The organism is Roseateles sp. (assembly GCF_965229315.1).
Classification (GTDB): domain Bacteria; phylum Pseudomonadota; class Gammaproteobacteria; order Burkholderiales; family Burkholderiaceae_C; genus Pelomonas.
Window position 1 is genome coordinate 888,079 of the sequence record NZ_CBDDJA010000002.1, and the last position, 18,899, is coordinate 906,977.

General features: G+C 69.0%; 16 protein-coding genes. 12 read left to right on the forward strand and 4 right to left on the reverse strand.

Annotated features, from left to right (window positions below; translation table 11 throughout):
- Nucleotides 1–36: 36 nt before the first annotated feature.
- Nucleotides 37–327, reverse strand: a complete 291-nt coding sequence (locus ACO07H_RS08880) for a hypothetical protein (RefSeq protein ID WP_422013205.1) — start codon at nt 325–327, stop codon at nt 37–39.
- A 29-nt stretch (nt 328–356) separates the two neighbouring features.
- A complete protein-coding gene (locus ACO07H_RS08885; RefSeq protein ID WP_422013207.1) occupies nt 357–1,199 on the reverse strand; it encodes a 2OG-Fe(II) oxygenase family protein in 843 nt (280 codons plus the stop codon).
- Nucleotides 1,200–1,484: 285 nt separating this feature from the next.
- On the opposite strand from ACO07H_RS08885, the gene ACO07H_RS08890 reads away from it, so the two are divergent.
- The 5 genes from ACO07H_RS08890 (at nt 1,485) to ACO07H_RS08910 (ending at nt 9,029) form a co-directional block, all read left to right on the forward strand.
- Nucleotides 1,485–4,340, forward strand: coding sequence for a 2-oxoglutarate dehydrogenase E1 component (locus ACO07H_RS08890; RefSeq protein ID WP_422013209.1), 2,856 nt, complete (start codon nt 1,485–1,487; stop codon nt 4,338–4,340).
- A gap of 90 nt (nt 4,341–4,430) precedes the next feature.
- Nucleotides 4,431–5,699, forward strand: coding sequence for a 2-oxoglutarate dehydrogenase complex dihydrolipoyllysine-residue succinyltransferase (gene odhB, locus ACO07H_RS08895; RefSeq protein WP_422013211.1), 1,269 nt, complete (start codon nt 4,431–4,433; stop codon nt 5,697–5,699).
- 158 nt (nt 5,700–5,857) lie between these two features.
- A complete protein-coding gene (gene lpdA, locus ACO07H_RS08900; protein WP_422013213.1) occupies nt 5,858–7,279 on the forward strand; it encodes a dihydrolipoyl dehydrogenase in 1,422 nt (473 codons plus the stop codon).
- A gap of 53 nt (nt 7,280–7,332) precedes the next feature.
- Nucleotides 7,333–8,433 (forward strand): cell division protein ZapE, encoded by a 1,101-nt coding sequence (gene zapE, locus ACO07H_RS08905; RefSeq protein ID WP_422013215.1) that lies wholly within the window; start codon nt 7,333–7,335, stop codon nt 8,431–8,433.
- On the forward strand, nt 8,430–9,029 hold the full coding sequence (locus ACO07H_RS08910; protein ID WP_422013217.1) for a hypothetical protein: 600 nt from the start codon (nt 8,430–8,432) through the stop codon (nt 9,027–9,029). The genes zapE and ACO07H_RS08910 overlap by 4 nt, the downstream gene beginning before the upstream one ends.
- On the opposite strand, the gene ACO07H_RS08915 is transcribed toward ACO07H_RS08910, so the two are convergent.
- Nucleotides 9,030–9,800 carry a PP2C family protein-serine/threonine phosphatase gene (locus tag ACO07H_RS08915; protein ID WP_422013219.1) on the reverse strand — a complete coding sequence of 257 codons (771 nt, stop codon included), beginning with the start codon at nt 9,798–9,800 and terminating at the stop codon, nt 9,030–9,032. It lies immediately after the preceding gene.
- Nucleotides 9,801–9,862: 62 nt separating this feature from the next.
- Between ACO07H_RS08915 and ACO07H_RS08920 the strand changes: the two genes are divergently transcribed.
- Nucleotides 9,863–10,066: a YdcH family protein gene (locus tag ACO07H_RS08920; protein WP_422013221.1), complete on the forward strand. Its 204-nt coding sequence runs from the start codon at nt 9,863–9,865 to the stop codon at nt 10,064–10,066.
- Between the two features lie 130 nt (nt 10,067–10,196).
- Nucleotides 10,197–12,140 carry an ATP-dependent DNA helicase gene (locus ACO07H_RS08925; RefSeq protein WP_422018616.1) on the forward strand — a complete coding sequence of 648 codons (1,944 nt, stop codon included), beginning with the start codon at nt 10,197–10,199 and terminating at the stop codon, nt 12,138–12,140.
- Here ACO07H_RS08925 and ACO07H_RS08930 read toward each other — a convergent pair whose 3' ends face one another.
- Nucleotides 12,141–12,968 carry an outer membrane protein assembly factor BamD gene (locus ACO07H_RS08930; RefSeq protein WP_422013223.1) on the reverse strand — a complete coding sequence of 276 codons (828 nt, stop codon included), beginning with the start codon at nt 12,966–12,968 and terminating at the stop codon, nt 12,141–12,143.
- A gap of 131 nt (nt 12,969–13,099) precedes the next feature.
- Between ACO07H_RS08930 and ACO07H_RS08935 the strand changes: the two genes are divergently transcribed.
- The 5 genes from ACO07H_RS08935 to rlmN all read left to right on the forward strand — a co-directional run bounded on the left by ACO07H_RS08935 (nt 13,100) and on the right by rlmN (nt 18,844).
- The gene (locus ACO07H_RS08935) at nt 13,100–14,020 is read left to right on the forward strand and encodes an RluA family pseudouridine synthase (RefSeq protein ID WP_422013225.1); all 921 of its coding nucleotides are present in this window, start codon (nt 13,100–13,102) and stop codon (nt 14,018–14,020) included.
- Between the two features lie 242 nt (nt 14,021–14,262).
- Nucleotides 14,263–15,051, forward strand: a complete 789-nt coding sequence (gene scpB / locus ACO07H_RS08940; protein ID WP_422013227.1) for an SMC-Scp complex subunit ScpB — start codon at nt 14,263–14,265, stop codon at nt 15,049–15,051.
- A gap of 5 nt (nt 15,052–15,056) precedes the next feature.
- Complete coding sequence (locus tag ACO07H_RS08945; protein ID WP_422013229.1) at nt 15,057–17,078, forward strand: pseudouridine synthase; 2,022 nt, start codon at nt 15,057–15,059, stop codon at nt 17,076–17,078.
- 89 nt (nt 17,079–17,167) lie between these two features.
- The gene (gene ndk / locus ACO07H_RS08950; protein ID WP_394483748.1) at nt 17,168–17,596 is read left to right on the forward strand and encodes a nucleoside-diphosphate kinase; all 429 of its coding nucleotides are present in this window, start codon (nt 17,168–17,170) and stop codon (nt 17,594–17,596) included.
- A 39-nt stretch (nt 17,597–17,635) separates the two neighbouring features.
- Complete coding sequence (gene rlmN, locus ACO07H_RS08955) at nt 17,636–18,844, forward strand: 23S rRNA (adenine(2503)-C(2))-methyltransferase RlmN (RefSeq protein ID WP_422013231.1); 1,209 nt, start codon at nt 17,636–17,638, stop codon at nt 18,842–18,844.
- Nucleotides 18,845–18,899: the final 55 nt, after the last annotated feature.

Genomic DNA, 18,899 nt, shown 5'->3' on the forward strand with positions numbered 1-18,899 from the left:
AGCCAAAAATCCTAGCCGCGCATCCCCGCATCTGCGCTAGGGCTTGCCCTCGGCTTCGAGTGAGCAATCGCAACCGGCGCCGGACGCGATCCAGCGCCGCACCAGCCAGCCGCGCAGTCCACGCGGTTGTGCCGTCAGCGCGCCGCACACGTAGCGCGCACCCTGCCAGCGCACCGCGACGCAGGCGCCCGTCGTGCGCCGGCTCAACAGCACGCCCAGCGGGCAGGGCTCCGCCAGGCAGCACACGCCGCAGCCGTTGCAGGCTTGCCCGACGGCCGGCTTGGGCGGCGCGTCAGGATGGATCTCGATCACTCGCGGTGGATTCACGGCGTGATCGTCGCAGGGCGGCCGCGCCCTCAGGTCTTGACGCCCAGCTCCCGCAGCCGCTCGTTCAGATACGCGTCCGCCGTGTAGCGGTCGCTCAGCACCACGTTGTCGCGCGGGTGCAGGAACAGCGGCAGCGACACACGGCTCTTCTTCGCGCCTTCGCCGGTCGGGTTGACGACGCGGTGCTGCGTGGACGGGTAGTAGCCCTCGGAGGCTTCCTGCAGCATGTCGCCGATGTTGATGGTCAGCGTGCCGAAGTCGCAGGGCACGTCGTGCCAGGCGCCATCGGTGCCCAGCACCTGCAGGCCCGGCTCGTTGGCGGCGGGCAGGATGGTCAGCAGGTTGATGTCGCCATGCGCCGCAGCGCGCAGCGAGCCTTCGGGCTCGTGGCCGGTCAGCGGCGGGTAGCGCAGCACGCGCAGCAGCGTCTTGCTGCTGCCCTGGATCATGTGGGACAGCGGCTCGCGGTACTTCGCGGCGATCTCGGGCGGCGTGTAGCGCTCGACCCAGCCCAGCAGTTCTTCGGCCAGCGCATTGGCCTCACGGTAGTAGGTGAGGGCGTCCTGCTTCAGCGGCTCGGGGATGCGGCCCCAGGGGTAGACGTGGAAGTATTCCTTGATGTCCTTCTGCGTGGAGCCCTTGGCGGTCTCCGAGATGGCCGTCGAGAAATAGCCGTCCTGCGTCTCCTTCGAGAACGCGAAGTCGTGCTTGGCCTCGCTGTTGAAGAAGGCCAGCCAGTCGGCGTAGATCTTCTCGACCAGCGCCTGGCGCACGGGATGGTTGGTCAGCACGCCGAAGCCGGTCTCGTGCAGGGAGCGGGTGAACTTTTCGGCCGCGTCTGCAGCGCGGTAGTCAACGACCTGGACTTGCATGTGGGATCTCCTGAATGTCCCTGGGGTGCAGCCATTCAATGTCGGGGCTGGCACGCGCGCAAGTTTACGGGGGTGTCAACTTTGTCGCGGCCCCGCCGCCTTGTCGGGCAAACCCGGAGTGCTAGAGTTCGCCCCCTGAGATTCAACCAATCCTTCCCGTCCCTTTCGCTGTTGTCACTGGCAACAGTGGAGGTGGGTCGCAATCCGCCAATCGGTCGAGCCGTGTCGCGGAAGGTTCTTCAACCAGCCAACTCCCTGGAAGCCGGGGCATGAGGTGAGCGAAAGATGATGCAGCAATACCAGGGCAACTCCTACCTGTTCGGCGGAAACGCGCCGTATGTGGAGGAAATGTACGAGGCCTACCTCGACAACCCCGGCTCCGTCCCCGACAACTGGCGCACCTACTTCGACGCGTTGCAGCATGTCCCGGCGGTCGATGGCAGCGAGGCCCGCGACGTGGCCCATGCCCCGGTAGTCGAATCCTTCGCCCAGCGCGCCAAGGCCAATGCCTTCGCCGCCAAGGCCTCCAGCGCCGACCTGGCCGTGGCCCGCAAGCAGGTGCACGTGCAGTCGCTGATCGCGGCCTATCGCTTCCTGGGCAACCGCTGGGCGGAGCTGGACCCCCTCAAGCGCGCCGAGCGCCCCAAGATTCCCGAGCTCGACCCGGCGTTCTATGACCTGACCGAGTCCGACATGGACATCTCGTTCAGCGCCGTGAACAGCTACTTCGGTGGCGAGACGATGACGCTGCGCCAGATCGTGCAGGCGCTGCGCGAGACCTACTGCGGCAGCATCGGCTCCGAGTTCATGCACGGCTCCGACCCCGGCGAAAAGCGCTGGTGGCAGGAGCGCCTGGAGAAGGCGCGCGGCAAGCCGACCTTCACGCCCGACGAGAAGAAGCACATCCTCGACCGCTTGACCGCGGCCGAAGGCCTGGAGCGCTACCTCCACACCAAGTACGTCGGCCAGAAGCGCTTCTCGCTGGAAGGCGGCGAGAGCTTCATCGCGGCGATGGACGAACTGATCCAGCGCGGCGGCGAGCGCGGCGTGCAGGAGATCGTCATCGGCATGGCCCACCGGGGTCGCCTGAACGTGCTGGTCAACACGCTGGGCAAGATGCCCGCCGACCTGTTCGCCGAGTTCGAGCACAAGGCCGCCGAAGACCTGCCGGCCGGCGACGTGAAGTACCACCAGGGCTTCAGCTCCGACGTGTCCACGCAGGGCGGTCCGGTCCACCTGAGCCTGGCGTTCAACCCGTCCCACCTGGAAATCGTCAACCCGGTCGTGGAAGGCAGCGTGCGCGCCCGCCAGGACCGCCGTGGCGACACCGTCGGCAGCCAGGTGCTGCCGGTGCTGGTGCACGGCGACGCGGCCTTCGGTGGCCAGGGCGTCGTGCAGGAAACGCTGGCCATGGCGCAGACGCGCGGCTACCGCACGGGTGGCACGGTGCACATCGTCATCAACAACCAGATCGGCTTCACTACCAGCGACCCGCGCGACCTGCGCTCCACCTGGTACTGCTCCGACGTCGTCAAGATGATCGAGGCCCCGGTGCTGCACGTGAACGGCGACGACGCCGAAGCCGTCGTGTGGGCCACGCAGCTGTGCATGGACTACCGCGCGGAGTTCAAGAAAGACGTCGTGCTGGACATCGTCTGCTTCCGCAAGCTGGGCCACAACGAGCAGGACACGCCGGCGCTGACGCAGCCGATGATGTACAAGAAGATCGCCGCCCACCCCGGCACGCGCAAGGTCTATGCCGACAAGCTGGTCGCGCAGAACGTGCTGCCGGCCGAAGGCCCGGACGACATGGTCAAGGCCTACCGCGCCGCGATGGACGAAGGCCGCCACACGGTCGACCCGGTGCTGACCAACTTCAAGAGCAAGTTCGCGACCGACTGGTCGCCCTTCCTCGGCAAGAAGTGGACGGACAGCTGCGACACGGCCATCCCGGTGGCCGAGTGGAAGCGCCTGGCCGAGAAGCTGACCACCATCCCCAAGGACTTTGCCGCGCACAACCTGGTGCAGAAGCTCTACGGCGACCGCGCCGCAATGGGCCGGGGCGAGGTCAACGTCGACTGGGGCATGGGCGAGAGCATGGCCTTTGCGTCGCTGGTGGCCAGCGGCTATCCGGTGCGCCTGTCCGGCGAGGACAGCGGCCGCGGCACGTTCACGCACCGCCACGCGGTGCTGCACGACCAGAACCGCAGCAGCTGGAATGACGGAATCTACATCCCGCTGCAGAACGTGGCCGAGGGCCAGGCGCCGTTCACGGTCATCGACTCCATCCTGTCGGAAGAGGCGGTGCTGGGCTTCGAGTACGGCTACGCTGCCGCCGAACCCAACACGCTGACCATCTGGGAAGCGCAGTTCGGCGATTTCGTCAATGGCGCCCAGGTCGTCATCGACCAGTTCATCGCCTCCGGCGAAGTGAAGTGGGGCCGGTCCAACGGCCTGACGATGATGCTGCCGCACGGCTACGAAGGCCAGGGCCCGGAGCACAGCTCCGCTCGCCTGGAGCGCTTCATGCAGCTGGCCGCGGACAACAACATGCAGATCGTGCAGCCCACCAACGCCGCGCAGATCTTCCACGTGCTGCGCCGCCAGATGCTGCGCATGTTCCGCAAGCCCTTGGTCATCATGACGCCCAAGAGCCTGCTGCGTGCCAAGGACGCGACGTCGCCGCTGGTCGAGTTCACCAAGGGCGAGTTCAAGACCGTCATCGGCGAGCAGGACGCCACGGTCCATGCCGAGAAGGTCAAGCGCGTCATCGTCTGCTCGGGCAAGGTGTATTACGACCTGGTCCGCACCCGTGCCGAGAAGAAGTCCGCCGACGTGGCCATCGTGCGCGTCGAGCAGCTCTACCCCTTCCCGCACAAGGCCTTCGCGGCCGAGCTGAAGAAGTACCCGCACGCGACCGACATCGTCTGGTGCCAGGACGAACCGCAGAACCAGGGCGCCTGGTTCTTCGTGCAGCACTATGTGCACGAGAACATGGTCGAAGGCCAGAAGCTCGGCTACGCAGGCCGCCCGGCCAGCGCCAGCCCGGCCTGCGGCTACGCCCACCTGCACCAGGAGCAGCAGAAAGCCTTGCTCGACCAGGCCTTCGCCAAGCTCAAGGGCTTCATCCTCACCAAATAAGACGGTTCAGCGCAGCGCCGGTTTCCTGGCGCTGCGCCTGTTCGCGCCTGCGCACCCCACACCCAAATAGAAGACACGGAGCCTCCCACCATGGCCATCGTTGACGTCCAGACCCCCCAGTTCTCCGAATCCGTTTCCGAAGGCACGCTGCTGACCTGGAAGAAGAAGCCCGGTGAAGCCGTTGCCATCGACGAGACCCTCGTCGAGATCGAGACCGACAAGGTCGTGCTCGAAGTGCCGGCACCCGCCGCCGGCGTGCTCGCCGAGATCCTGAAGGCCGACGGCAGCACCGTCGTCAGCCAGGAACTGCTTGCCAGGATCGACACCGAAGGCAAGGCCGGCGTCGCCGCGCCCGCCACGACCGCGTCCGTCGCCGCCCCGGCTGCGGCTGCGGCTGCCGCTCCTGCTGCTGCTCCCGCAGCCGGCGGCAGCAAGGGCGACGTGGCCATGCCGGCCGCCGCCAAGATCCTGGCCGAGAAGGGCTTGGCCGCCACTGACGTCGCCGGCTCCGGCAAGGACGGCCGCGTGACCAAGGGCGACGCCCTCGGCGCCGCCGCCAAGCCCGCTGCCGTGACTGCACCGCTGGTCGTGCCCGCCGCGCCTGCCGTCGCCAAGCCGCTGCCGGCCGTGGCCGCGCCGGCTCAGCAAAACCTCGGCGACCGCCCCGAACAGCGCGTGCCCATGACCCGCCTGCGCGCCCGCATCGCCGAGCGCCTGCTGCAGTCGCAGTCCACCAACGCCATCCTGACCACCTTCAACGAAGTCAACATGGCCCCGGTCATGGAGATGCGCAAGAAGTTCCAGGAGAAGTTCGAGAAGGAGCATGGCGTCAAGCTGGGCTTCATGAGCTTCTTCGTCAAGGCGGCCGTGGCGGCGCTGAAGAAGTACCCCATCATCAACGCGTCGGTCGACGGCAACGACATCGTCTACCACGGCTACTTCGACATCGGCATCGCGGTGGGTTCGCCGCGCGGCCTGGTTGTGCCGGTGCTGCGCAACGTCGACCAGATGAGCTTCGCCGACATCGAGAAGAAGATCGCCGAGTTCGGCGCCAAGGCCAAGGAAGGCAAGCTGTCCATCGATGACCTGACCGGTGGCACCTTCTCCATCTCCAACGGCGGCACCTTCGGCTCCATGCTGTCCACGCCCATCATCAACCCGCCGCAGTCGGCCATCCTGGGCGTGCACGCCACCAAGGACCGCGCGGTGGTGGAGAACGGCCAGATCGTCATCCGCCCCATCAACTACCTCGCCATGTCGTACGACCACCGCATCATCGACGGCCGCGAAGCCGTGCTGGGCCTGGTGACGATGAAGGAAGCCCTGGAAGACCCCGCCCGCCTGCTCTTCGACATTTGATGAGGGCTACTGCGCGGCTTCATGGCGGCGTTGCGGGGCCCGTCCTTGGCATCCTCACGTAGCGCTGCTACGTTCCGGTGCCGCGGCACCCGCGCCTTGCCCTGAAGCCGCTCGCTACGCCCCGATCCGTCGGGGTTTCGCGTAGACAAGGAATACACATGAGCACCAAGCAATTCGACGTCGTCGTCATCGGCGGTGGCCCGGGCGGCTACATCGCCGCCATCCGCGCGGCCCAGCTGGGCATGAACGTGGCCTGCATCGACGAGTGGAAGAACGACAAGGGCGGCCCCGCCCTGGGCGGCACCTGCACCAACGTCGGCTGCATCCCGTCCAAGGCGCTGCTGCAGTCCAGCGAGCACTACGAGCAGCTGAACCACCACTTCGCCGACCACGGCATCACGGCCGACAACGTCAAGATGGACGTCGCCAAGATGCTGGCCCGCAAGGACCAGGTCGTGAAGCAGAACAACGACGGCATCGTCTACCTGTTCAAGAAGAACAAGGTCGCGTTCTTCCACGGCCGCGGCTCGTTCGTCGCCGCCAAGGACGGCGGCTATGAGCTCAAGGCCGGCGAGGAAACCATCGCCGCCAAGCAGGTCATCATCGCCACCGGCTCCAATGCCCGCGCGCTGCCCGGCGTGCCGTTCGACGAAGAGCACATCCTGTCCAACGACGGCGCGCTGCGCGTCGGCGCGACGCCCAATAAGCTGGGCCTGATCGGTGCCGGCGTCATCGGCCTGGAGATGGGCTCCGTCTGGCGCCGCCTGGGCGCCGAAGTGACCGTGCTGGAAGGCCTGCCGGCCTTCCTCGGCGCGGTGGACGAGAGCGTCGCCAAGGAGGCCGCCAAGGTCTTCAAGAAGCAGGGCCTGGACATCCAGCTCGGCGTGAAGGTCGGCGAGGTCAAGTCGGGCAAGAAGGGTGTCAGCGTCGCCTACACCGACGCCAAGGGCGAGGCCAGGACGCTGGAGGTCGACAAGCTGATCGTCTCCATCGGCCGCGTGCCGAACACCATCGGCCTGGGCGCCGACGCGGTGGGCCTGAAGCTGGACGAGCGCGGCGCCATCGTCGTGGATGACGACTGCAAGACCAGCCTGCCCGGCGTCTGGGCCATCGGCGACGTCGTGCGCGGCCCCATGCTCGCGCACAAGGCCGAGGAGGAGGGCGTGGCGGTGGCCGAGCGCATCGCCGGCCAGCACGGGCACGTCAACTTCAACACCGTGCCCTGGGTCATCTACACCAGCCCCGAGATCGCCTGGGTCGGCAAGACCGAGCAGCAGTTGAAGGCCGAAGGCGTGGCCTACAAGGCCGGCCAGTTCCCCTTCCTGGCCAACGGCCGCGCCCGCGCGCTGGGCGACACGACCGGCTTCGTCAAGTTCCTGGCCGATGCCACCACCGATGAGATCCTGGGCGTGCACATCATCGGCCCGTTCGCATCGGAGCTGATCTCGGAAGCCGTCGTCGCGATGGAGTTCAAGGCCTCGGCCGAGGACATCGCGCGCATCTGCCACGCGCACCCGTCGCTGTCCGAGGCGACCAAGGAGGCGGCCCTGGCCGTGGACAAGCGCACGCTGAACTTCTGAATCAGCAGCGCGAACGAGAAGGGGCGGCCAGACAGTCGCCCCTTTTTTCTTCGATGACTTCAGTCACTGAGCTTTACCAGCAGACGCTCGCCGAGCGCGGTTACCAGGCCGACGAGGCGCAGCTGCGCGCGGTCGCCTCGTTGCAGCGCTGCCAGGACGAATGGGCCGCATACAAGGCCCGGCGCAGCAATGCGCTGACCAAGCTGCTGTCGCGCCCACCCATCCCGCGCGGCGTCTACATGTACGGCGGCGTGGGCCGCGGCAAGAGCTTCCTGATGGACTGTTTCTTCCAGGCCGTGCCGCTGACGCGCAAGACGCGGCTGCACTTCCACGAATTCATGCGCGAGGTGCACCGCGAGCTGCAGGAGTTGAAGGGCATCGCCGACCCGCTGGAAGAGCTGGGCAAGCGCATCGCGCGGCGCTTCCGGTTGATCTGCTTCGACGAGTTCCACGTCGCCGACGTGACCGACGCGATGATCCTGCACCGGTTGCTGGATGCGCTGTTCCGCAACCGCGTGTCCATCGTCACGACGTCCAATTTCCACCCCGACGAGCTGTATCCCAACGGCCTGCACCGCGACCGCATCCTGCCGGCCATCGCGCTGCTGAAGGCCAACCTGGAAGTCATCAACGTCGACGCCGGCACGGACTACCGCCAGCGCACGCTGGAGGACATGAACCTCTACCTGACGCCGTTGAACGACGCGAACGAGGCGGCGCTCACGAAGGCCTTCGAGTCGCTGGCCGAGGCGCAGGACGAGGACCGCAAGCTGATGATCGAGCACCGCGCGATCCTGGCGCGGCGGCGCGCGGGCGGCGTCGTCTGGTTCGACTTCCAGACGCTGTGCGGCGGCCCGCGCTCGCAGAACGACTACCTGGAGCTGGCCAGCCAGTTCCACACCGTCATCCTGTCCGACGTGCCGGAGATGCCGGTGCGCCTGGCCAGCGAGGCGCGTCGCTTCACGTGGCTGGTGGACGTGCTCTACGACCGCCGCGTCAAGCTCATCATCTCCGCAGCCGTGCCGGCCGAGCAGCTCTACACCGATGGGCCGCTCGCGCACGAGTTCCCGCGCACGGTGTCGCGCTTGCAGGAGATGCGTTCCGCCGAATACCTCGCGCTGGCCCGCCGCGAGGTCGATACTTCGCTGACATGAGCTTCTATCCGCTGATCCTGCTCGCCGCCGCAGCATCTGCGGCATCTGGTGCACCTCAGCCGGCCACGCGCGCCGAGGTGGCGGCCCAGCGTGCCGCCATCGAGCAACGCTTCGCCGTGGAGAAGGCGGCTTGCGAGCAGCGCTTCTCGGTGTCGGCCTGCATGGACGAGGTGCGACAGCGCCGCCACGGCGCGCTGGTACCGCTGGTCAGGCGCGAGCATGAGCTGGCCGAGCAGGAGCGCCATGAGCGAGCCGCCGAGCAGATCCGGCGCGTGAGCGAACGCGAGCAGGCCGCGGCGCAAGAGGGCGGGCAGCACCGCGAGCGGCTGCTCGCGGCGCCGCATGTCCCGGCGCCCGCGGCCTCGCCCGCCCGCCGCACGCCCCATCCGGAGGAGGCGGCGCGAGCGCGCCAACAGGCCGAGAAGCAGGCCGAGGCCGAAGCGGTCAGGCGCCGTGATCAGGCGCAGCAGCGCCAGCAGCGCATGCAGGCACGCATCGCCCAGCGCGAGGCCCACGAGAAGGCCAGGACCAAGCCGCTGGCGGCGCCGCTGCCCATGCCGGCCCTGCCCGCATCGTCCGCGTCGAAGCCGAACTGATCAGTCGAGGTTTTCAAGCTTGACGATGGCCAGCGACAGGTTGTCGCCGCCGCTGCGGGCCCGCTGGCGCGCCTTGCTCACCAGCAGTTCGGCGGCCTCGCGTGGCGGCAGGCTGTGCAGCACGCTGCCGAGTTCCTGCGCGGTGAAGTAGTGCCACAGCCCGTCGCTGCAGCACATCAGCGAGTCGCCCACCTCCAGGCCGTCGAAACGCTCCGAACTGGACGACGGCTCCTGCACCGTGCCCAGGCAGGCCGTCAGCAGGTTGCTCTGCGGGTGCGAGCTGGCCTCGGCCTCGGTGAGCTGGCCTTCGTCGACGAGGCGCTGCACGTAGGAATGGTCCATGGAGCGCTTCACCAGCCGCGCGCCGCGGAACCAGTAGATGCGCGAGTCACCGGAATGGATCCAGTGCGCGCAGCGGTCGCTGGTCACGACGAAGCCCGCCAAGGTGCTGTGCGGCTCCTCCTCGGCGGAGATGGCCGTCAGCTTGATCATCAGATGCGCCTCGGACACGATCTGGCTCAGCAGCTCGGCGGGCGATTCGTCCTCGGGCGAGTAGCGCTCGAACAGCTGCCGCGCCGTCAGGATGACCTGGTCGGCGGCCTTGCGCCCGCCGCTCTTGCCGCCCATGCCGTCGGCGACGATGCCCATCACGCAGCCCGCGATACGCGGGTGGCCGATGACGGCCACCTGGTCCTGCTGGTAGGCCCGGTCCCCGCGGTGAGTGCCTGTGGCAGCGGTGAGGCGAAATCCTGCGGCGGTGGGTGAGGGCATGTCGAAAACTATACTGGTCAGTGAGCTTTGGCCTTGCCGCGACCCGCCCTCGTAAACCCCGGATGGATGAAGAACTTCACTCGTTGCCGCGGCGGCTCATCGAGTTGCGCATGGCGCATGCGGACCTGGACGCGCTGATCGACGGGCTGGCCGGGCAGCCGCAGCCGGACGAACTGGCGCTGCGCCGGCTGAAGAAGCGCCGCCTGGCGCTGCGCGACCTGATCTCCCGGCTGCAAGCTGAAACCGAACCCGATGAACCTGCCTGACACGGCCCCGTTCCCCCAAGCCGTGGCCCCGGAACTCGACGACTGGCTGGACGCGCTGGACGGCGTGGAGCCGCCCGCTGGCGGCCTCGTCGCCGGCGAGCTGGAGCAGTCCGTCGCTGCGGCGTTCGACATGGACGGCCCCCTGGCGCGGCTGGACCCCGGCTACAAACCCCGCGAGCCGCAGTTGCAGATGAGCCGCGCCGTGGCGCAGGCCCTGTCACGCCGGCATGCCCTGGTCGTGGAGGCCGGCACGGGCGTGGGCAAGACGTTCGCCTACCTCGTGCCCACGTTGCTGGCCGGCAGCCGCGCGCTGATCAGCACCGCCACCAAGAGCCTGCAGGACCAGCTGTTCCTGCGCGACCTGCCGCGGCTCACGCAGGCGCTGAACATGCCCGTGCGCCTGGCGCTGCTCAAGGGCCGCGGCAGCTACCTGTGTCTGCACCGCATGAAGGAGGCGCGCGTGTCCGGCGAGTTCCCGGACCGGCGCACCGCCTTGTCGCTGGCGCGCATCGAGCGCTGGGCGCAGACGACCAAGAGCGGCGACTTCGCCGAGATGGATGGCCTGGACGAGCGTTCGCCCATCATCCCCATCGTCAGCTCCAGCCGCGAGAACTGCCTGGGCCAGGAGTGCCCGGACTGGCGCGCCTGCTTCGTCGTGAAGGCGCGGCGCGAGGCCATGGAGGCCGACGTGGTGGTCGTCAACCATCACCTCTTCTTTGCCGACCTGACGCTGCGCGACACCGGCGTGGCCGAGTTGCTGCCCAGCGTGGAGATCGCCATCTTCGACGAGGCCCACCAGCTCGCCGAGGCCGGTGTGCAGTTCCTCGGCACCGTGCTGGGCACGGCCTCCTTGATCGACTTCGCCCGTGACGCGCTGGCCCAGGGCCTGGCCCATGCGCGTGGCGTGCACGACTGGCAGGCGCTGCACGGTGGTGTCGAGAAGGCCGCCCGCGAACTGCGCCTGGCATCGGCCGGCGCGCTGGCCACGGCCGGGCGCGAACTGCGCGGCACGCTGAAGCTGGGCTGGCATGAGCGTGCGAGCCAGCCCGGCTTCGCTGCGGCGCTGGCCGGCGTGGAGCAGGCCGTCGCCCAGGCGCTCGAAGCGTTGACCGCCGTGCGCGACGCGGCGCCGGACTTCGCCCGCCTGTGCGAGCGCGCCACGGAGCTGCGCGAGCTGGCCCGGCAGTTCGCCGCCGAGCCTGACCCGGGCGACGTGCGCTGGATCGACATCAGCCCGCATTCGGCCCGGCTGGTCGAGTCGCCGCTGGACATCCGCGAGGCGATGCAGGCGCAGCTCCAGGGGCCGCCCAAGGCCTGGGTGTTCACGTCCGCGACGCTGGGCGATGACGAGCGCCTGACCTGGTTCACCGAGCCTGCGGGCCTGAACGACGCCGAGGTGCTGCGCGTGGGCAGCCCGTTCGACTACCCGGCCAACGCGCGGCTGTACGTGCCGCGCGGCTTCCCCAAGCCCAGCGAGCCGACGCACCCGGCCAGCGTCGCGCTGCTGGCCTCCCGGCTGGCGCGCGCCCTGGGCGGCCGCACCTTCGTGCTGACGACGACGCTGCGCAACCTGCAGACCGTGGCCGATGCGCTGCGCGAGCGCTTCGAGGAAGGCGGCGACGCGATTGCCGTGCTGCAGCAGGGCGCCGCGCCCAAGCGCGTGCTGCTGCAGCGCTTCATCGACAACCCGGCGTCCGTGCTCGTGGGGTCCGCGAGCTTCTGGGAAGGCATCGACGTGCCGGGCGACGCGCTGCAATGCGTGGTCATCGACAAGCTGCCGTTCCCGCCGCCCAACGACCCGCTCGTGGCGGCGCGCGTGCAGCGGCTGGAGGCGCAGGGGCGCAACGCGTTCTCGGACTATTTCATCGCCGAGGCGGCCATCGCGTTGAAGCAGGGCGCCGGGCGCCTGATCCGCACTGAGACCGACCGCGGGCTGCTGGTCGTGTGCGACCCCCGCATGGCGGGCATGAACTACGGCCGGCGACTGCGTGCGGCGCTGCCGCCGATGACGCCGGTGGCCAACGAGGCCGAGGCGCTGGCCTGGCTGGAAGAGCTCAGCGCCGCGCGGACCTGATCACCAGATCTTCCACCAGCGCTTCTGGCGCTGGCCGCCACCGCTGGCGTATTCGCTGTTCGGGAAGTTCTTGTCCAGCACGCGGCGCGCGTCGTCGCGCAGTTGCACCAGGCCGAGCTTGTCGTAGCTCTCGCCCATGATGAACAGCGCTTCCTCGATGCCCGGCGCGTTCTGGAACTCGGCCACGGCGGTCTGCGCGCGGTTGGCCGCGGCCACGTAGGCCTTGCGGTTGTAGTAGTAACGCGCCACGTGGATCTCGTACGCGGCCAGCGTGTTGGTGATGAAGTTGACGCGCATCTGCGCCTCGGCCGCGTACTTCGATTCGGGGTACTGCTCGACGAGCTGGCGGAACGACAGCAGCGCCTCGCGCGAGGCCTGCTGGTCGCGCTCGGCCACGTCCTGGTTGGCCAGGCGGCCGAACAGACCGAGGTCCTCGTTGAAGTTGACGATGCCCTTCATGTAGAGGGCGTAGTCCATCGCCGGGCTGGACGGGTTGAGCTTGATGAAGCGGTCCAGCGTCGTGATCGCCTGCGCGCGCTCGGCCGTCTTGTAGTAGGCCCACGCCAGGTCCAGCGTCGCCTGCTGGCCCATCGTCGTGCCCGCGGCGCGGCCCTCGATCTTCTCCAGGGACTTGATCGCGCGGTCGTAGCTGCCCGAGTTCAGGTCGTCCTTGGCGTCTGCATACAATTTGTCCAGTGCCTGCTGCGAGTTCGGATCCTCCTTGATCGAGGAGCCGCAGCCGCTCAAGCCAAGCGCGAGGGCCACCGTGAAGGCACCGAGAAGGGCGCTGAACGTCGCGCGGCCGGCTTGGGATTTCTCAACAAACATGTCTGAAGCTGGGGGCGGCTGCGCCGGCCCGGTCACACTGAACAATGGGCGCGAAGTATAGGGCGGGGGGTCTGGATGACCCGGAAGACGAATCTGGCGACGTCGCGGCGGACGATTCGCCGGAGCGGCGCATGGCCGATGTCGAGGAGCGCGAGCGTGGCGAGCGGCTGGACCGGTGGCTGACGCGGCTGGCGCCGGAGTTCTCGCGCAACCACCTGCAGTCGCTCATCGAGCGCGGCTGCGTGACGGTGGACGGCAGGCCGCAGGCCAAGGCCGCGCACAAGCTGCGCGCCGGCCAGCGGGTCGAGGTGGAGCTGCAGCCGACCGAGGAGAGCCAGGCCTTCAAGGCCGAGGCGATCGCGCTGGACATGGCCTTCGAGGACGAGCACCTGCTGGTCGTCAACAAGCCGGCCGGCCTGGTCGTGCACCCGGCTGCGGGCAACTGGTCCGGCACGCTGATGAACGGCCTGCTGGCCCACCACCCGGGCGCCGGGGCACTGCCGCGCGCCGGCATCGTGCATCGGCTGGACAAGGACACCAGCGGGCTGATGGTCGTCGGCAAGACGCTCGCGGCGGTGACGGCACTGGCGCGCCAGATCGCGGCGCGCGAGGTGCACCGCGAATACCTGGCGCTGGCCTGGGGCCGCGTGGAGTCCGCGTTCGTCGTCGAGCAGCCGCTGCGCCGCGACCCGGTGTCGCGCGTGAAGATGGCCATCGCGCCCGCCGGGCTGGGCAAGCCGGCGCGCACCGACGTCTTCCCACTGGGCGGCGGCGAGGTCCAGGGCCGGGCGGTCTGCGCGGTGCACTGCGTGCTGCACACGGGCCGCACGCACCAGATCCGCGTGCACCTCACCCACTCGGGCCACCCGCTGCTGGCCGACGCGCTGTACGGCGGTGCGCCGGCCCTCGGCCTGGCGCGCCAGGCCCTGCACGCGGCGCGGCTGAGCTTCACGCATCCCATCACCGGCGCCGCGTTGGCGCTGACCGCGCCGCTGCCGCAGGACCTGGCCCCTGCGTGGGCTGAAATCGGTGCCGCGGGACTGCCGCGCTGAGCGGGCTACAATGTGCCCTGGTTGTCGCGCCGAGCGTCCGGCCCCCACGAGCCGGGCAGTCATCACGGGATCGCAGTCCACTCCCGCAAGCCGCCAACCATCCTGCTGATGCAGCCAGCCTTTGAAGGCCAGGCGTTGCATCCGGTGCAAGACCCGCCCCAGCCGCCTGACGGATGCGCCATGAGCGCCCAGGCCGGGGCCCATGCCAGAGCTCTGCCCATTGAGGGTGCGAAGTTGAGTTCATGAACACACAGGATGCCAAGCGCGTCCTCGAAACCGCGCTGATCTGTGCCTCGCAGCCGCTGACGCTTCGCGAGATGCGCAGCCTGTTCGCCGACGAACTGGGCGCCGATTCGATGCGCAGTCTGCTCGACGAGCTCAGCCGTGACTGGGAAGGCAAGGGCGTGGAACTCGTCGCGCTGGCGTCCGGCTGGCGCTTCCAGAGCCGCCCCGAACTGCGCGAGTACCTGGACCGGCTGCATCCCGAGAAGCCGCCGCGCTACTCGCGCGCCGTGCTGGAGACGCTGGCCATCATTGCCTACCGCCAGCCGGTCACGCGCGGCGACATCGAGGACATCCGCGGCGTGGTGGTCGCGAGCCAGATCGTCAAGCAGCTCGAAGACCGCGGCTGGATCGAGGCCATCGGCCACCGCGAGACCCCGGGCCGTCCCGCGCTGTACGCGACGACCAAGGCCTTTCTCGACGACCTGGGCCTGGCCAGCCTGGCGCAGTTGCCGGCGCTGGACGTCGGCACCGCAGCGCCGGCTTTCGAGGCGCTGCAGGGCCAATTGCTCGACGCACCGGAAGAAGTCCCCGACCCCGTTGCGGCCGAGGCGCCTGCCGAATCCGCGGCTGAAACCGTGGTCGAGGCTGCCGCCGAAGTCGTTGCAGAGCTGCCCGCTGCGGCGCCTGCCGAGGCACCCGCGATGACGTCGAGCCTGTTCGGCGCCGACGGCACACCCGCACTCCCCGAATCCGATTTCCCGGACTCCTCCGATCCCTCCCATCCGCCCCCGCAACCCCAGCATTGACCCGCATGAACGACGCTGCCGATCAAGACAAGCCCCTGCCTTCCGCCGCTGACGCCGAGGCGCCTGCTGCGCCCAAGCGCCGCCGCACGACCGCCAAGGCGGCGGTCGACGCCGCGCCCGAAGCCGCGGAGCCCGCCGACGCCGCCGTGCCCGTGAAACGCCCCCGCCGCAAGGCCGAGGTGGTGTCGCAGGAGCGCGCCACGGCATCCGAGGCGGCAGCACCCGAGGCCGCTGCGGCCGAGGAGCCGCCTGCACCGGCCCGCAAACGCGCGCCGCGCAAGGCGGTGGCCGACGAGGCGGTGCAGGCCGTTGCCGCAGAGGCGCCGGTTCCGACCCCGGCCCAGGCGCCGCTCTTCACGCTCGGTGAAGAGGCGCCCGCCGCGGCGGGCGCGACGGGTGGCGATGGCGATGGGGACGGTGGTGATGACGCGCAGGGAGAGGGCGAGGAAGGGGGCGGCCGCAATCGCAACCGCCGCCGCAACCGCAAGGAGCGCGCCGAGCGCCAGGGCGGTGTGCAGCCGGCGGGCCGCGTCGAAGGTGAACTGGCAGCGCCGGCGCTGACGCCCGCGTTGGTGGAGGCCGCGGGGGCGCGCTTCGCCGACGTGCTGTCGGGCACGCTGGATGCCGAGTCCGAAGGGCCGGCCGGCGAGCCGCCGCAGCTGCGCCCCGAGCCGTCCGACGCCGAGGCCCCGGAGGGCGACGCGACCGAGGGCGAGGCCAAGCGCGTGCTGGCGCCGGACACCGATGCGCCCAAGCTGCAGAAGGTGCTGGCGCAGGCCGGCATCGGCTCGCGCCGCGACATCGAGGACTGGATCGCCGAAGGCAAGATCGAGGTCAATGGCGAGGTGGCCCACGTGGGCCAGCGCATCTCGTTCGGCGACCGCGTGCGCGTCAATGGCAAGGAGGTGCGCGTGCGCATCTCGCCACCCACCCCGCGCATCCTGGCCTATCACAAGCCCACCGGCGAGGTGTCCACGTTCAACGACCCCGAGGGCCGTCCGACCGTGTTCCGCTCGCTGCCGCGCGTGCAGGGCCAGAAATGGCAGTCCGTGGGTCGCCTGGACATCAACACCGAAGGCCTGCTGCTGTTCACGAACTCCGGCGAACTTGCCAACCAGCTCATGCACCCGCGCTTCGGCGTGGAGCGCGAGTACGCGGCGCGCGTGCTGGGCTCGCTCAGCGACGAACAGCGCGCCCGGCTGCTCGAAGGCGTCAACGTGGAAGGCCAGACGGCCTCCTTCAAGAGCATCGAGGAAGGCGGTGGCGAGGGCGCCAACCGCTGGTATCGCGTGGTCATCACCGAAGGCCGCAACCGCGAGGTGCGCAAGCTCTTCGAGGCGGTGGGCCTGGTGGTCAGCCGGCTGATCCGCATCCGTTATGGCACCGTGGTGCTGCCGCACGGCCTCAAGCGTGGCGTCTGGGTGGAGCTGGGTGACGACGATGTGCGCGTCATCCGCCGCCTGGCGGGCCACACGACGCACAGCGGCCAGGGTCAGCAAGGCCAGGGCCAGAGCCAGGATCAGGGCCCGCGCCAGAACCGCGACCAGAACCGGGGCGATCAGGGCCTGCAGCCCGGTCGCAAGGATCGCAACAAGCGCCGTGCCGATGAGCGCGGCCCGAACGCCGGTCCGCGCCCCAGCCGCCCGCCCGAGGCGCCCCAGCAGCGTCCGCCGCGCGAGGAGCGGGCGCCGCGCCGTGACGACGACGAGGAAGACGATGGCTTCATTCCGCATCACGTCAATCCGCTGGAGCAGACCTTCGACCGCCGTCATGCCACCAGCGGCAAGCGGGGGATTCCGCAGGGCTTTGGTGCCGGCGGCAGCCAGCAGGACCGGCAAGGCAAGGGCGCGGGCGGCAACAAGGGCAATGGCCCGCGCGAACCTGACCCGTTGCAGACCTCGGTGGGTTACATCGGCGGCGACGCCTTCCTGCGCCGGGGCGGCGGCGGCGGTGGTGGCCGCGGCGGCAAGGGCGGCGGCGGGGGCGGCGGTGGCCGTTCGGGTGGCGGCTACGGGGGACGTCGTTGAGCTTGTGGCTGGCGCGGCTGACAACCTGGGGTCATCCCTGACCGCTACAATCACAGGCTTTGTCCAATACAGCCCTTCAGGAGAATTCCATGGCGATCGAAACCACCCTGTCCATCATCAAGCCCGATGCCGTGGCGAAGAACGTCATCGGCCAGATCTACGCCCGCTTCGAAGGCGCCGGCCTGAAGATCGTCGCTGCCAAGCTGGTTCAGCTGTCGCGCGCCGATGCTGAAGCCTTCTACGCCGTGCACAAGGCTCGCCCGTTCTTCAACGACCTGGTGAACTTCATGATCTCCGGCCCGGTGATGATCCAGGCGCTGCAAGGCGAGGGCGCGATCCTGAAGAACCGTGACCTGATGGGCGCGACGGACCCGAAGAAGGCCGAGAAGGGCACCATCCGTGCCGACTTCGCCGACAGCATCGACGCCAACGCCGTGCACGGCTCCGACGCCGCCGAGACCGCCGCCGTCGAAGTGGCGTTCTTCTTCCCCGGCATGAACGTCTACGCTGCCAAGTAAACCCCAACGGGGTCGGTGACCCCGGCCCAGGAAGTTCGTATGGACGCGGTCAACCTGCTCGGTTTAACGAACCTGTTAGGTTTCGATCTGCCAGGCTTGGCCGCCTACTGCGAGCAACTGGGCGAAAAGAAATTCCGTGCGACCCAGCTGTTCCGCTGGATCCACCAGAAGGGCGCGGCGGACTTCGACCAGATGTCCGACCTCGCCAAGTCCCTGCGCGACAAGCTCAAGGGCCGTGCCCACATCACCGCGTTGCCGGTGATCTCGGAGCACGTGTCGACCGACGGCACGATCAAGTGGCTGTTCGACGTTGGTGCGGGCAATGCCGTCGAGGCCGTGTTCATTCCCGAATTCGGCGATGCCGGGCCGTCCCCAATCGGCGGAGCGCCCCCCCGGGGGGCCGCCGCCGCAGGCGGCCAGGGGCCGACAGTGCTCGACCGTGGCACGCTGTGCATCTCCAGCCAGGCCGGCTGCGCCGTCGGCTGCCGCTTCTGCTCCACCGGCCACCAGGGCTTCAGCCGCAACCTGACGACGGCCGAGATCACGGCCCAGCTCTGGTTCGCCGAGCACGCCCTGCGCAAGCGCCTGGGCACCACGGAGCGCGTCATCTCCAACGTCGTCATGATGGGCATGGGAGAGCCGCTGCAGAACTACGACCAGCTCGTGCCGTCGCTCAAGACCATGCTGGACGACCATGGCTACGGCCTCAGCCGCCGCCGCGTGACGGTGTCGACATCCGGCGTCGTGCCGATGATCGACCGGCTGCGCGAGGACTGCCCGGTCGCGCTTGCCGTCAGCCTGCACGCACCGACCGACCCGCTGCGCGACCAGCTCGTGCCGCTGAACAAGAAGTACCCCATCGCCGAGTTGCTGGCCGCCTGCAACCGCTACCTGGACAAGGCGCCGCGCGACTTCATCACCTTCGAGTACTGCATGCTGCAGGAGGTGAACGACGCGCCGGAGCAGGCGCATGAGCTTGTCCGCCTGCTGAAGAACAAGATCGGCTGCAAGATCAACCTGATCCCGTTCAACCCGTTCCCGGCGTCGGGCCTCATCCGCAGCACCCACCCGCGCGTGCAGGCGTTCGCCGAGGTGCTGATCCAGGCCGGCATCGTGACGACCGTGCGCAAGACGCGCGGCGACGACATTGACGCCGCCTGCGGGCAGTTGGCCGGCGAGGTGCAGGACCGCACCCGCGCGCATATCCGCATGGTCAGGGCCCCGGTTACCGTGGCCAAATCCGCGTGAATGACACGACCCCCATGCTCGCCATGCCCGCTCCCCCTGAGGGGCGGTCCATGGC

Coding starts and splice junctions, on each gene's coding strand:
- ACO07H_RS08885 (WP_422013207.1), bottom strand. CDS start 1,199: ATGCAAGTCCAGGTCGTTGACTACCGCGCTGCAGACGCGGCCGAAAAG.
- ACO07H_RS08890 (WP_422013209.1), top strand. CDS start 1,485: ATGATGCAGCAATACCAGGGCAACTCCTACCTGTTCGGCGGAAACGCG.
- odhB (WP_422013211.1), top strand. CDS start 4,431: ATGGCCATCGTTGACGTCCAGACCCCCCAGTTCTCCGAATCCGTTTCC.
- lpdA (WP_422013213.1), top strand. CDS start 5,858: ATGAGCACCAAGCAATTCGACGTCGTCGTCATCGGCGGTGGCCCGGGC.
- zapE (WP_422013215.1), top strand. CDS start 7,333: ATGACTTCAGTCACTGAGCTTTACCAGCAGACGCTCGCCGAGCGCGGT.
- ACO07H_RS08910 (WP_422013217.1), top strand. CDS start 8,430: ATGAGCTTCTATCCGCTGATCCTGCTCGCCGCCGCAGCATCTGCGGCA.
- ACO07H_RS08915 (WP_422013219.1), bottom strand. CDS start 9,800: ATGCCCTCACCCACCGCCGCAGGATTTCGCCTCACCGCTGCCACAGGC.
- ACO07H_RS08920 (WP_422013221.1), top strand. CDS start 9,863: ATGGATGAAGAACTTCACTCGTTGCCGCGGCGGCTCATCGAGTTGCGC.
- ACO07H_RS08925 (WP_422018616.1), top strand. CDS start 10,197: ATGGACGGCCCCCTGGCGCGGCTGGACCCCGGCTACAAACCCCGCGAG.
- ACO07H_RS08930 (WP_422013223.1), bottom strand. CDS start 12,968: ATGTTTGTTGAGAAATCCCAAGCCGGCCGCGCGACGTTCAGCGCCCTT.
- ACO07H_RS08935 (WP_422013225.1), top strand. CDS start 13,100: ATGGCCGATGTCGAGGAGCGCGAGCGTGGCGAGCGGCTGGACCGGTGG.
- scpB (WP_422013227.1), top strand. CDS start 14,263: ATGAACACACAGGATGCCAAGCGCGTCCTCGAAACCGCGCTGATCTGT.
- ACO07H_RS08945 (WP_422013229.1), top strand. CDS start 15,057: ATGAACGACGCTGCCGATCAAGACAAGCCCCTGCCTTCCGCCGCTGAC.
- ndk (WP_394483748.1), top strand. CDS start 17,168: ATGGCGATCGAAACCACCCTGTCCATCATCAAGCCCGATGCCGTGGCG.
- rlmN (WP_422013231.1), top strand. CDS start 17,636: ATGGACGCGGTCAACCTGCTCGGTTTAACGAACCTGTTAGGTTTCGAT.